15 protein-coding genes and 2 pseudogenes are annotated in these 11,593 nt (G+C 59.3%); 8 read left to right on the forward strand and 9 right to left on the reverse strand.

Features of this window, described 5'->3' with window-relative positions; genetic code table 11:
- Positions 1-21: 21 nt before the first annotated feature.
- Positions 22-306 (reverse strand): IS3 family transposase, encoded by a 285-nt coding sequence (locus tag QP363_RS09550; RefSeq protein WP_070444015.1) that lies wholly within the window; start codon positions 304-306, stop codon positions 22-24.
- Between the two features lie 69 nt (positions 307-375).
- Between QP363_RS09550 and QP363_RS09555 the strand changes: the two are divergent.
- Positions 376-618: pseudogene (locus QP363_RS09555) on the forward strand (integrase core domain-containing protein); the annotation flags it as partial.
- 108 nt (positions 619-726) lie between these two features.
- On the opposite strand, the gene QP363_RS09560 reads toward QP363_RS09555, so the two are convergent.
- Complete coding sequence (locus QP363_RS09560) at positions 727-1,032, reverse strand: hypothetical protein (RefSeq protein ID WP_070444010.1); 306 nt, start codon at positions 1,030-1,032, stop codon at positions 727-729.
- Between the two features lie 171 nt (positions 1,033-1,203).
- Here QP363_RS09560 and QP363_RS09565 point away from each other — a divergent pair, with 171 nt between their 5' ends.
- From QP363_RS09565 to QP363_RS09580, 4 genes are read left to right on the forward strand one after another with little or no spacing between them, the layout of a single operon-like run.
- Positions 1,204-2,538 carry a DUF445 domain-containing protein gene (locus QP363_RS09565; protein WP_284764321.1) on the forward strand — a complete coding sequence of 445 codons (1,335 nt, stop codon included), beginning with the start codon at positions 1,204-1,206 and terminating at the stop codon, positions 2,536-2,538.
- A 15-nt stretch (positions 2,539-2,553) separates the two neighbouring features.
- A complete protein-coding gene (locus tag QP363_RS09570) occupies positions 2,554-3,015 on the forward strand; it encodes a CGLAU_01105 family protein (RefSeq protein ID WP_070444004.1) in 462 nt (153 codons plus the stop codon).
- A 13-nt stretch (positions 3,016-3,028) separates the two neighbouring features.
- Complete coding sequence (locus QP363_RS09575; RefSeq protein WP_070444001.1) at positions 3,029-3,319, forward strand: DUF2516 family protein; 291 nt, start codon at positions 3,029-3,031, stop codon at positions 3,317-3,319.
- Positions 3,319-3,774: a deoxyribose-phosphate aldolase gene (locus QP363_RS09580; protein WP_070443998.1), complete on the forward strand. Its 456-nt coding sequence runs from the start codon at positions 3,319-3,321 to the stop codon at positions 3,772-3,774. The genes QP363_RS09575 and QP363_RS09580 overlap by 1 nt, the downstream gene beginning before the upstream one ends.
- Here QP363_RS09580 and QP363_RS09585 read toward each other — a convergent pair.
- From QP363_RS09585 to QP363_RS09595, 3 genes are read right to left on the reverse strand one after another with little or no spacing between them, the layout of a single operon-like run.
- The gene (locus tag QP363_RS09585; RefSeq protein WP_284764322.1) at positions 3,771-4,568 is read right to left on the reverse strand and encodes a DUF2993 domain-containing protein; all 798 of its coding nucleotides are present in this window, start codon (positions 4,566-4,568) and stop codon (positions 3,771-3,773) included. The genes QP363_RS09580 and QP363_RS09585 overlap by 4 nt on opposite strands.
- A gap of 23 nt (positions 4,569-4,591) precedes the next feature.
- Positions 4,592-5,401, reverse strand: coding sequence for a methylase (locus tag QP363_RS09590; RefSeq protein ID WP_070645754.1), 810 nt, complete (start codon positions 5,399-5,401; stop codon positions 4,592-4,594).
- Positions 5,402-5,428: 27 nt separating this feature from the next.
- Positions 5,429-5,920 (reverse strand): DUF2505 domain-containing protein, encoded by a 492-nt coding sequence (locus QP363_RS09595; protein WP_070645756.1) that lies wholly within the window; start codon positions 5,918-5,920, stop codon positions 5,429-5,431.
- A gap of 24 nt (positions 5,921-5,944) precedes the next feature.
- Here QP363_RS09595 and QP363_RS09600 point away from each other — a divergent pair, with 24 nt between their 5' ends.
- Positions 5,945-7,060, forward strand: a complete 1,116-nt coding sequence (locus QP363_RS09600) for a UDP-N-acetylmuramate dehydrogenase (RefSeq protein ID WP_070645758.1) — start codon at positions 5,945-5,947, stop codon at positions 7,058-7,060.
- Between the two features lie 23 nt (positions 7,061-7,083).
- Here QP363_RS09600 and QP363_RS09605 read toward each other — a convergent pair whose 3' ends face one another.
- Positions 7,084-7,560 (reverse strand): S-ribosylhomocysteine lyase, encoded by a 477-nt coding sequence (locus tag QP363_RS09605; RefSeq protein WP_049154446.1) that lies wholly within the window; start codon positions 7,558-7,560, stop codon positions 7,084-7,086.
- Between the two features lie 84 nt (positions 7,561-7,644).
- On the opposite strand from QP363_RS09605, the gene QP363_RS09610 reads away from it, so the two are divergent.
- Positions 7,645-8,799, forward strand: coding sequence for a YihY/virulence factor BrkB family protein (locus QP363_RS09610; protein WP_070645760.1), 1,155 nt, complete (start codon positions 7,645-7,647; stop codon positions 8,797-8,799).
- A gap of 97 nt (positions 8,800-8,896) precedes the next feature.
- Here QP363_RS09610 and QP363_RS09615 read toward each other — a convergent pair whose 3' ends face one another.
- The gene (locus QP363_RS09615; RefSeq protein ID WP_049154449.1) at positions 8,897-9,256 is read right to left on the reverse strand and encodes a hypothetical protein; all 360 of its coding nucleotides are present in this window, start codon (positions 9,254-9,256) and stop codon (positions 8,897-8,899) included.
- A gap of 211 nt (positions 9,257-9,467) precedes the next feature.
- On the reverse strand, positions 9,468-9,671 hold the full coding sequence (locus tag QP363_RS09620) for a hypothetical protein (protein ID WP_049154451.1): 204 nt from the start codon (positions 9,669-9,671) through the stop codon (positions 9,468-9,470).
- A gap of 232 nt (positions 9,672-9,903) precedes the next feature.
- On the opposite strand from QP363_RS09620, the gene QP363_RS09625 reads away from it, so the two are divergent.
- The gene (locus tag QP363_RS09625) at positions 9,904-10,800 is read left to right on the forward strand and encodes a hypothetical protein (RefSeq protein WP_049154454.1); all 897 of its coding nucleotides are present in this window, start codon (positions 9,904-9,906) and stop codon (positions 10,798-10,800) included.
- Between the two features lie 520 nt (positions 10,801-11,320).
- Here the strand turns inward: QP363_RS09625 and QP363_RS09630 are convergent.
- Positions 11,321-11,593, reverse strand: a pseudogene (locus tag QP363_RS09630) (IS256 family transposase); the annotation flags it as partial.

An 11,593-nucleotide genomic window follows, 5' to 3' on the forward strand; every position in this document is an offset into this window, starting at 1 on the left:
GCGGATTACCAGCGTGTCTCTTTAAGCAAAATATTTCGCGGCCTTGCGCAGGATGTCGCGTTCTTCGCGCAGTTTCGCGTTTTCTTTTTCTAGCTGGCGGATCCGTTCAGAATCAGTGGTCGCCTGGGCCTTGTCACGCATGGTCTTCGTGCGGGCACGTTTGCCGGTGCCGTACTGCTTAAGCCAGGAATAAAGTGAGGAGCGATTGACTCCAAGCTCTGCTGAAGCCGCGTGAAGTGATAGGTCCTCATTGTTTTCGTAGAGGGCCACAGCATCACGTTTGAACTGTTCGGAGTACCTAGGCATGGTGGTAGATTACCTTTCTTCCCAACCCAACCGGGCTGGATATCAGGTGTCTACCTAACAGGGGTCAGGTCCAAGCTCTGGGAGGTGTGCCGCAGCCTGGGCATTGCTCAGTCCGTGGGGCGTACTGGTGTGTGCTTCGATAACGCGATGGCCGAGTCGTTCTGGTCCATGCTTAAAACCGAGTTCTACGACCGTAAGCGCTGGGCGACCCGTGATGCCGCGCATAAGGCCGTTGCCTACTGGATTGAAGTCGTCTACAACCGTCGGCGCCGGCACTCCGCACTGGGGATGGTCAGCCCCGTCGACTTCGAGAACCACACCGGTTCAACCACCAGCAGAAAAGAAATAGCTGCCTAACCACTAGGTAGCTCCACTACGTGTCCACGATTTGCGGGCAACCCCACTCGTGGGCCGAGCAGCTTATTCAGCTGCTCGGCGTTGGCGTAGGTCTTGGCAAATCCTCCTTTGAGCTTGTTTATAAACAGGGGCGCGATGGAATTCAGTCAGACCACCTGTCGTTTCGCGGAAGTAGATGACATTCTTCTGAGCTACTTCGTGTTCCAGATCGTCAGCGATGTTGAGTGAGCCGTTACGAAGGCGGGTGATATTTCCCTTGGAACGGCCGTAGGCGAGCATGAGATCGAAGATGAACTCGCGGTCATACTCATCTTTCCCAGCAAGCGGCTTGATGCGTTCTTCGATTGCTTTGAGGCTGAGTCTTGCCACCTAGTTCACCCTTCAATTCAGTGGAATAGCCCTCGGCAGGCTGGCGTTCATAAAGCTAGGAGTCGATCTTAGTGTTGGCGGCGATCGAGTGTGTCCGTTACGCGCACTAATGTTGATTGATGGATTAGCTATCCATCACGAAGCCTCGTTTACCCCAAGGAGAACCAACCCATGACGCACCGCGCAGACGCAGGGCTTGAGCCGGCTAAGGAAACGTCGGCGGCGCAGACGTCGTTTGTGCCGCAGCCAGGAAACCAGGAGGCGCGCCGGGCGGACCTGCGCCGCTGGAAGGCGATTGCGCTGTCCTTCCTGATTGGTGCGGCGGTGATCTTTTTGGGGTGCTCGTGGTGGCAGGCGTCGGCAAGCGGGGCTCCGGTCTGGGTGGGCTACGTGCGTGCGGCAGCGGAGGCAGGCATGGTCGGTGGACTGGCGGACTGGTTTGCCGTGACCGCGCTGTTCCGCCGCCCCATGGGGCTGCCCATCCCGCACACAGCACTCATCCCCAACAACAAGGACCGCGTGGGTGATGCACTCAAGGACTTCGTGGAGGAGAACTTCCTCACCGCGGATGCACTCAGCGCCAAGGTGCGGGAGGCGGAGATACCGCTGTGGCTGGCGCGCCAGGGCGTGGAGCCTGGGCGGGCGGAGGAGGTCTCCGCGTGGATTGGTGAGCGCGCAGCCAGTGTGGTCGCAGACCTAGACCCGGCGGAGGCGGAGCAGTTCATTCGCACCCAAGTCATGGACCGTCTGGCAGAGCCGGAGTGGGGCCCGCCGCTGGGGCGCCTGCTGGAGGGCTATATTGCAGACGGCAAGGCTCGCCCGCTGGAGGATGACCTCATCGAGTGGGCGCACGGCAAGATCCTTGGCATGGAATCCACTGTGGTCACCGCCATCGATGAACGCATGCCAGGCTGGGCGCCGCGCTTTGCCCGCGAGATGGTGGGGGAGAAGGTCTATGCCGAGCTCGTGGAGTTCGCTGATGAGGTCCGCCGCAACGGCAACCACGAAGCCCGCCTAGCCATTCGCCGCAACCTGTCCAAGCTGGCTTCGGACCTGCAGTGGGATGAGGATATGCGTGGGCGCATCGAAGGAATCAAGCAGGAGATGTTGGCCTCCGATCAGGCGCAGAAAGCCCCGGCGGCGATGTGGGCGACGGTCTCCTCCACGCTCATTGAGCAGCTCACCGACTCAGAGTCCTTCCTGCGTCAGAAGATCACCGCCAAGGTGAAGGAATTGGCGCACCGTCTGTTGGAGGATTCGGAGTTCCTGGCTCAAGCCAACGAGCTGGTGGATAAGGCCGCGCGCTACGCGGTGGAGAAGTTCGCGCCGGAGATCATCGCGATTATTCCAGAGACCATTAAGCGCTGGGATGCCCAGGAGGCTTCCGAGAATATCGAGCTGATGGTGGGCAAGGACCTGCAGTTCATTCGCCTCAACGGCACGGTCGTGGGTGCGCTGGCTGGGTTGGTTATCTACACTGTCAATCATCTGCTTTTTGGCGTCTAACAAGGAGTGACGACCATGTCCGTATTTGACTCAATCAAGAATGCCGGTTCCTCTGCTTTTGATGTGGCCAAGGATTTTGGTGGCCGTTTCAAGGAAGAGCGCCAGAACCAAGCCCAGAGTGCGCAGGCGGATCGCATCGCGCGTGCTGCCGATGAGGCGGGCATGGGTGATGGCACTGCGAAGGAGGAGTCCTTCTTCGACCGCGTGACCTCCACGGCGAAGAATATTGGGGAGTCTGTGTCCTCCGCCGCCCGTGAGACCCGCAACTCGGAGTCTTTCGAGAAGGCTCGTGAGGATTTCAACACCGCCTTCAACGAGACCCGTGAGGGTGTGCAGGGCGCTATCAACAATGCCAAGGAGCAGCGCGCGGAGGGCAAGCATGCCCAGCAGCCGCAGGAGCCGCAGAGCCCGCGCAACCCTTATGCCCCGAAGCCGAATGACGATGTCATTGACGGCGAAGTAGTTGACGAGAACTAGTTAGTCTTTCTTGATGCACACTTTTCTTAACACCATTGCGTCGATACCGCAGTACATTTTCATGGCGGTATCCCTCTTCGCCCTCTTTGGTGCCGTTCTGGCAGCGATGACGCGGGAGGACGCCTTCCGCGCCGGTGACCGCCAGAACAAGTGGGTATGGGTCGGGCTGCTCGTCGGCTCTGCCCTGTTGATGAACCTGCCGCTGCCCTTTGTCAGCTGGATTGGCGCCATCATCACCGGCGTGTACTGGTTCGATGTGCGCCCGCAGCTCAAGGCCATCATCAACGGCGATTATTCCTACTAATGCTGAACCTGCTTGAGGCCTCCGTGGAGGAGGCGCGAACCCAGTCAGCGGGGCAGCAAAGAGCGCTTGTCTCCCCGCACCACGTGCTTGCCGCCGAGGGCGCAGAGCACGTCATTGCAGTTGCCGGCTATCCCACCGGGCGCCACCACTCCTTGGTGAAGGCGGCAGAAGCGCGGCTGGCCGTGCAATCAGGTGCGGCCGAGGTGTGGGTTGCGGTGGATGCGCTGCTAGGGGATGCCACCTCGCTCCTCTCCGAGCTCGTCACCCTCCGCGAAGCCTGCCCGCTGCCCGTGCGCTTGGGGCTCATTCTTCCTGAGCATCCAGCTCTGCCGGTGGCGGAGTATCTGCGTGCTGCCGAACAGGCAGGTTATCAGTGCCTCATTGAAACGGGCTCCGTCGTTTCAGACGACGAAGCCCTGGATACGCAACTGTCCGTGGAGAGTCTTAATTCTTAATTAGCCGGTGCCTGCTGTGCTGGTGCGGTAGCGGAATCGAGCTCGCTCATCGGAACGTCGTGGCCAATGAGGGTGAGCGTGAGTTCGCCAGCCCCAACATCCACGGATTCGAAGGTCAGCTGCTGGCCCGCGAGCTGTTCCTCCATGCCTTCGGCCAAGGCATTCGAAATCGCGGAGGTGGCCTGCTCGGGCAGGTCGAAGCCGAAGAGCGATGCTTCCTTCGTATCGATGGCGAGCTTGCCGTCGCGAGCTTCCGGCTTGAGCGAGAGCGTGGCCAGGCCAGCGGCAAATTCCACTTCGAGGTCATCCTCGGCATCGTTGGCGGTAATCGCGGTCACCACGAGGTTGCCCAGCGCGTCATAGCCGGACTGCTCAGCAATAGCCTTTTGGAAGCTGGCCAGTAGGAATTGATCCGGGACCGTCGTCGAAGCCCGCAGCGTGCCCGCGACCGGCTCCTGGGACAGCGTCATGTCTTCGACGTGAATATCAGCGGCCGGTTGGCCGGTGATGTTAGTGCCCTCAATCTGTAGCGTGGACGGGGTCTTCATATCCATCTGCGGAATCTTGCCGTTGAGCATGCCAAAGACCATGGGGCTGGCACCAAAGCTTACCTCCGGTTCCTCGGAGGTCTCCACGCCTTGCTCCTTGGCGGACTGGGTGAATTCGCTCTTCATCTGTGAGCCCAAGAACCAGCGTATACCGAGCTCAGCTACCAAGATGATGAGTAGGAGTACTACGAGTACGCCGATGAAAATTTTCCAGGCCGTTGAGGCGGGAGATTTAGAAGAAGCCATGACTACTAGTGTGGCGCACGGGCTTAAAGTTGGCCAACTACGAGTTCCCAATCCACTGTGAGCACGTTATCCCGCAGGCGGCGGTTCACCGGATGGATGGGCACTGTCTGTCGGAGTTCTTTACGCGCCATGCGCCAGCGCACCCGCGGTCCATAAGGAGACCAGCCGGCGGCGTGGTCCCAGGCGGCATCGGCCGCTTGCAGGAGTTCATGGATTGGCTCACCCGGCACGTTGCGGTGGATGAGGATCTTGGGCAGGCGCTCCGCGATATCGCTGGGGCGCTGAACGTCGAAGGGATCCCAGGCGAGGGTCAGCGTGCGTGGACCGGCGGCGCTGAGAAGCACCCAGGCCGCCCTGCGCCCTAGCTCATCGCAGGTTCCCTCCACGAAGAAGCCGCCCGGAGCAAGACGCGAGGTCACCGTGTTCCAGGCTTTCTCTACTTGGTCAACGTCATACTGGCGCAGCACATTGAAGGCGCGCACCAGTTGCGGGCGGTAGCCGGCAAGCTCGAAGCCACCGAGCTCGAAGGTGACGCCATCGCGCGGCGGCAAGACGCGCTCGGGGGAAATCTCTAGGCCCGTTACCCGGGTATTCGGGTTAACGCTGCGCAGCCAGCCGGCCCACTCCACGGTGGTGGTGTGGGAGGCGCCGTAGCCGACGTCGAGAGCCAGCGGCTTACTCGTGGAGCGCAGCAGCGAAGAGATTTCAGGGTGCGCCACCATCCAGCGATCGCAGCGGCGCAGCCGGTTGGGGTTGGTGGTGCCGCGGGTAACAACGCCGAAAGGCCGACCAGCGCTTTCCTGAGCCTTCAGGTTATGCGCGTGATCGGCCATAGCAACAACTGTGGTGTAGGGAGTTGTTTAGAGGTTGTTGGAGATCCACTCTTCGGTGAGCTTGCCCTCGTTGGTGTAGAGCTCTTGCAGAGCCTCAGCGACCTTCGGCTCGATGGCAGCGCCCATCATCGGGATGTTGACGGAAACCTCGGAGACATAGTCCAGAACGGTGGTCTCATCCTGGGACTTGTAGGTGATGTCACCCTTGAAGTCGACCGGGGTGCCCTTGACGTCAGCGGTGAAGGAAACGGACATCTGATCATCGACAACCTCGCCGATGGTCACGGTGCGCTTTTCCTTCAGGTCCTGGGAGACCATGGCACGAACAGCCTCCGGGAGGAGGGAGGTCGGAAGAATCTCGTAGAGCACAGCGGTGTTGCCAGTGAACTCGTGCACGGTACCCGGTTCCGGGGACAGCTTGGCCACGATGAAGTCCCAGTACTCCCGTGTGGTCAGTGCCTTGTGCACCTTATCGATGGGCTGGTTGATGATAACGGTGTTTTCGCTACGGGTTGACATGAGTTACAGACTACCTTGGTAGACGTGCTAGATAAATTCCTGACCCTCGCTGACATTGACGGAGTCACTCTGGATTCCGAGACCACCTTCGCCGATCTCACGACGCTGCGCATCGGTGGTGCACCGCTGGTGACGGTGCGCTGCGCCAGCGCTGAGGCCGCTATCGCTGCGTTGGCCACGCTTGACGAGTCCTCCCAGGACTACCTCGTTGTCGGCGGCGGCTCCAACCTCGTGGTGGCGGAAGGCCAGTTGGATGTCGTGGTGGTCACCCTCGACTTCGAGGACATCGACGTCACCGTGGCCAACGGACTCGTGCGCGCTGATGCGGGCGCGGTGTGGGATGACGTCGTGGCCCTGACCGTGGAGTGCGGTCTGGGCGGCATCGAGTGCCTTTCCGGCATCCCGGGCAATGCGGGTGCCGTACCGGTACAGAACGTCGGCGCCTATGGTGCGGAGACCTCCGACGTCCTCACGCAGGTCTACCTCTACGAGCGCGCTACCCGCACCGCGACGTGGGTACCGGCGGAAGAATTAGAGCTGGCCTACCGTTACTCCAACCTGAAGTTCACTGGCCGCGGCGTGGTGTTGGCTATTGAACTCCAGCTGACCACCGACGGCCTGTCCAAGCCCTTGCGCTTTGGCCAGCTCACTCAGAACCCCGGTGAGCGCCGCCCGGTCACGGAAGTCCGCGAGGAAGTGCTGAAGCTGCGCCGTGGCAAGGGCATGGTGCTCGACCCAGAAGACCACGACACCTGGTCTGCCGGCTCCTTCTTTACCAACCCCATCGTCGAGCCCGAGCTTGCCGATTCCATCCAAGCCACCGTCCGCGCCGCCCGCGGCGACGAGGATGCCGACCGCATGCCCCGACATGCGGTGCTATCCACCGTATCTGGAGAAGATAAGGAAAAACTTTCCGCCGCGTGGCTCATCGAGCGCGCCGGCTTTGCCAAGGGCTACCCAGGTGAAGAGTCGGGTGCGAAGGCAACGCTGTCCACCAAGCACACCCTGGCGCTGACCAACCGCGGTGAGGCCACTGCGGACGATATCGTTGCGTTGGCCCGCGATATCCGCGCCGGGGTGCAGAAGGCCTTCGGCGTGACTCTGGAGCCGGAGCCCATCTGGCTAGGGGTGAGCATTTAAGAAGAAGTGGAGTGGCTGAGCAGCTAGGCCATGACGTTAAGCCACTCATCCTTGGCTGCGAGGAAGTTGCGTGCGGCCTCCTGCGCGCCCTCAAGTGAGTGGTGGGCGCCCCAGCCGCACTGCACCTCGTTGGCGGCGGGAACCTCGGTGGCATTGAGGATGTCATTGAGCGCGCCCTCGACAGCGCGGAGCAGCTCATCCTGCTCCATGCCGTTGGTGATGGCGTAGAAGCCGGTGCGGCAACCCATTGGGGCAAAGCCGATGAGCTTGTCGGTGTAGTTACGCATGAAGTTGGCCATCATGTGCTCGACCGAGTGCAGTGCCTCGGTACCGAGGTGCTCTTTGTTGGGCTGGCAGAAGCGCAGGTCATACTTGATAATCTCGACCCCGCCTCCCAGGTCGGTGCGGTCGGCGACGCGGATATAGGGGGCGTCGACAAGCCGGTGATCGAGTTCGAAGGACTTTACGTTGATTTTGTTCTCGGTATTCTTCTCAGTCATGCCTCCCCAGTGTAACCACGGCTTAGCCTGTGGCCTGAGTGTCCTTCCCCTGAATGCGGGCTGTGCCGCATACGCTGGTCAGATATGAGCGAAGAGGAGACCCGAGGCAACGCTACGTCGGCCGAGGAGCCAGAGACAATCGTGCCGTTTAAGGGCCCGACCATCCTTGAGGTCCAGGGCCACGATGAAGAACACAATCCCCTCGCCAAAGGTAATCGCCTGCGCAAGGAAAGCTGGGGGTTGATCATCCGGCGCACGTGGAATGACTTCTTCCACGATGCCTTCATGGACCGCGCCGCCGGGATGACATACTTCACGCTCATGGCTTTTGCGCCAACAGTGCTGGCCGCCTACTCCATTGCCACGCTCATCTTTTCCTCCCGCCAAGCGGAAGTGGAGCAGCTGACTTCTGAGTTCATTGAGCAGTACGTCCCAGGTTCGCTTTCTGAGCAGGCCCATACAGTAGTCGGCACGATTATCGGCTCCAGCGCGCAGGGCACGTTGGCACTGGTCATCTCCCTGGCCATTTCGTTGTTTTCTGCGTCGGCGTATGTGCGGGCCTTCTCGCGCACGGCTAATACCGTGTACGGCCGGGTGGAGGGCCGGGGCATCATCCGCACGTGGGCGCTGATGTGGGGGTTGACAGCAGTCATTGTGGTGGGCGCGGTCATCGTGCTCTTTGCCAACTTGCTGCGTGATGCAGTTCTTAATGAGGGGCTGATTCCGCTTGCACGCAACGTAGGACTAGAAGATGCCGCCACGTACCTGGTGCGAATCTTCCTCCCAGTGTGGAACTGGCTGCGCTTCCCAGTCACCGTGGTTGTGGTGCTCACGCTCATCGCGGTGCTCTATCACTTCGGCCCCAACGTGCGTCCCGGGCGCTTTAGGTGGATAACCTCCGGTTCCGTGGTGGCGCTCGTGGGTACGGTCGCGTCTTGGGGTTTGGTAGGCCTCTACCTGAAGTACCTCGCTGCGGCCAGCGCTTATGGTGCGTTGAGCACGGTCATGGCGGTCTTCGTGGCCACGTGGTTGATGAACACTGTGCTGATCGTCGGCATCAAGATTGATGCTGAGGTGTTGCGTGCCAAGGAACTGCAACTGGGAATGCACTCCGAGCGCTTTATCCAAGCCCCGCCGCGTGCCGATAGCTCCTCCCAAGCCCAGGCCCGCGCCCAGGAGAGCTTGGAGCAGAGAGCGCGTGAGATTTCAGATAATGCGCGGCGGGAACAGCCTGAATAGTGAGAGCGCTACTTCAATAGTTAGGGGCCGGGCCCCGCCTATGCGTGATCGAAATGTTCCGTCGAGGAGCTCGTCAACGTGTTATCCCACGAGGACCCTACTCAAACAGCACAAACAAGCCGAAGGTAAGTGCGATCTGAATGATGAAGCCGAGGACCGCCCCGACCGCCGCGGTGCAGAGCGCGACGATGGGCCAGAAGTTCCTCTGGTCTTTCATGAACAAACCCGTAAAGCCCAAGATGATGGCGGAGACCATGACAAGTCCGTCGATGAGGAACGTGAAGGGTAGGCAGGTGAACACGAATCCGAGCAGCGCCAAGCTGAAGGCGATGATCCCCAGAACATCGGATTGTGGCTGCTGCGGTTGAGGCGGTTGCTGCGGAACACCGTACTGGTGCGGCCACTGTGGACCGGGGCTTGGGGGTGGAGCGTGCGGCGGATACGGAGGTTGGGTCATGAGTAGCTTCTTTCAAGAGAGCGTCCGATGAGTCCCGATAATAATCGCCGCATGGCTACTGGACCTGGGGAAAGCAGCTAGCCGGGGAACGCTCCTAGACGCCAAAACCTTGCCCCCGCGTTGCCGCGTGGATCGGCGCTAAGTTTGGCAGATAGGGCACCTGTGAAGTCGAGGGAGTGCGTACCTTCCACGTTGCGTGCCCGGCACGCTGTCACTGCGTAGATTCTTCAGTTACCCGGCGGTGGCCCGCAGCCTTGTCTTGCCCGCGCTTATTAATCAGTGCCGAGATAAGGAACCCAAACCCCATAACCGTTGTGGCCCTGGTTGACCACTCGTAATCAGCGAAGAGCCAGCCGGCAAGGGAAACGACGCTGAGCACGCCGACTGCTGTGATGAGGAACTTCTCAATATCCATGTTTCACCCCTGGTTCGTGGAAGTCTCGCAATTAGGTAAACGGTGCCTTATGGGAAAACTATCACGAAGTGATATATGCGCAGGCAGAAAGAAGCCGAGGAGGCCCGCTTCTGAGCGGACGTCCTAGGCTTGCTGCTAGGGCTTGTTGTTAGGGGGGTGAGCAGTAAAGAAAAGCGCAATGCCGGGGTACTATAAACTTCTTCCATCCCCTGTTCTCTCAAGGAGATTTCGCATGAAAAAGCGAGCACTCGTCGCTGCTCTATGCTGCCTCTCTACCGCCTCGGCAACAGCTGTTGCTGCCCCGGTCGCTACGGCTCAGACCGCCACCGCGAAGAAGACCATGGCTGACCAATTCCAGCCCGCCTTTCCCGAGTGGAGCAGAATGGACAAACTCACAGAAAGAATTTCCGTTAAAGGGGTACCCTACGGGACGAAATTGACTGCCCTTAATCCGGGCGTGTCTGGCGGGGGTAATGAGGAAGGTGAGCTCTCCGTCATAGTGTTTGAGAACGGGGAAGTCTGGCTCTGGCTATTCTCGGAATCTGATCGCTACGGAAAGACAGTGTCAACAACTGTTGATCTCGCTGTCGAATACCCTGATGGATCGACTGAGGTAGTAACGCATACTTTCACTGTTCATCCTGCGGAAAAGCTCCAGCACAATCCGACTATTGACAAAGGTGTTATTGAAGTCGGCATGACTACTACCGTAAAAGTTTTGGATATTCCTTCCACAGCTTCGGTGACCCTCTTGAAAGTGCCGCAAGATTGGAATGTAAAGCAGGAAGGAAATACGTTTACCGTTATTCCTCCGGTCGAGGGAAACGGGGAGTTTGTCTACAAGGTAGCTTTCTCAGACGGAACCTCTAAGGTCATCACCAATAGTGTCCAGGCTAGGAAGGTTGTGCCCAAACCAACCACTCCGAAGGAAACGGGAAATCCCCAACTACCTGGGGTAGATACCGGAACGGATGCAGCTGACGATAAGCAGTCTACCCCTGCTTTTAGTGGTGGTTCTTCCACCGCTGGGATTATTGCCGGTGTTATCGGCGTAGTACTCACTATTGCACTGTCCATTGGTGGCGCTGCCTTCGCGGGTCTTATCCCTGGCCTCAAACTCCCCTTCTAAAAAGAACAAATAAGGGCGCCCCACAGGTGGGAGCGCCCTTTCTCTTTATTCGGTGAACGTCGCCCAGACGGAGAAAGTGCAGGTAAAACCACACGCTAGCGAGACCTCACGAGCGCACAAAAGGCGATACACGGCTACACAGCTTTCCGATTGCAGTAGGAAATGGGTCTACGGGCTTAGTGTGGGAGTATTGCGAAACCTCCGCGCGCGCATTAGCCTAAAATACGACAGCACGGTTCGTCCCTGAATTGTGGCTGCACAATAAAAAGGGCCCCAACCGAGTACCAGTCGGTTGAGACCCTCGGGCCTTAAAGACCCACGTGAAGCATAACTGCAATGAGCTTCACTGTTACGGTCGCAAGTGTTATGACCTTGATTGCCACATCGAGCCGGATAAGCTTCGTGGCGTCAAGGTCTTTTCTTTTGCGACCGGGTGTATCCAATGAGTGCTTACCCATGGCTTAAGGGACATTTCGTGTGGATTTGCGGCGTGTCGCACTAAGGGACATTTCGTGTGGATTTAGGAGCGTCCGGCCCAGCCTTTTCTTATGCCTAAGCTGGGGTTCCATTCGTTGTCGATGTGGGTATCGAATGCGGCAGGTCGCCCGTCTGGGTGGCCGCGGCGTTTACGTTCTTCTTGTGCCCAGGCTGCGCGTGCGGCTTTTTCTCCTTGGCGTCCGAAGTCTTGTTGCTTGGCTAACTCCAGCGGCGCTACCGGGTCTTCGGTGTGGGTGTAGAGCCACCAGTCCATGGTGATGCGCTGGTGCTCATCGAACATGCCACGATGGTTTCC

It is taken from the genome of Corynebacterium sp. UMB6689 (genome assembly GCF_030215295.1).
GTDB classification, from domain to species: domain Bacteria; phylum Actinomycetota; class Actinomycetes; order Mycobacteriales; family Mycobacteriaceae; genus Corynebacterium; species Corynebacterium aurimucosum.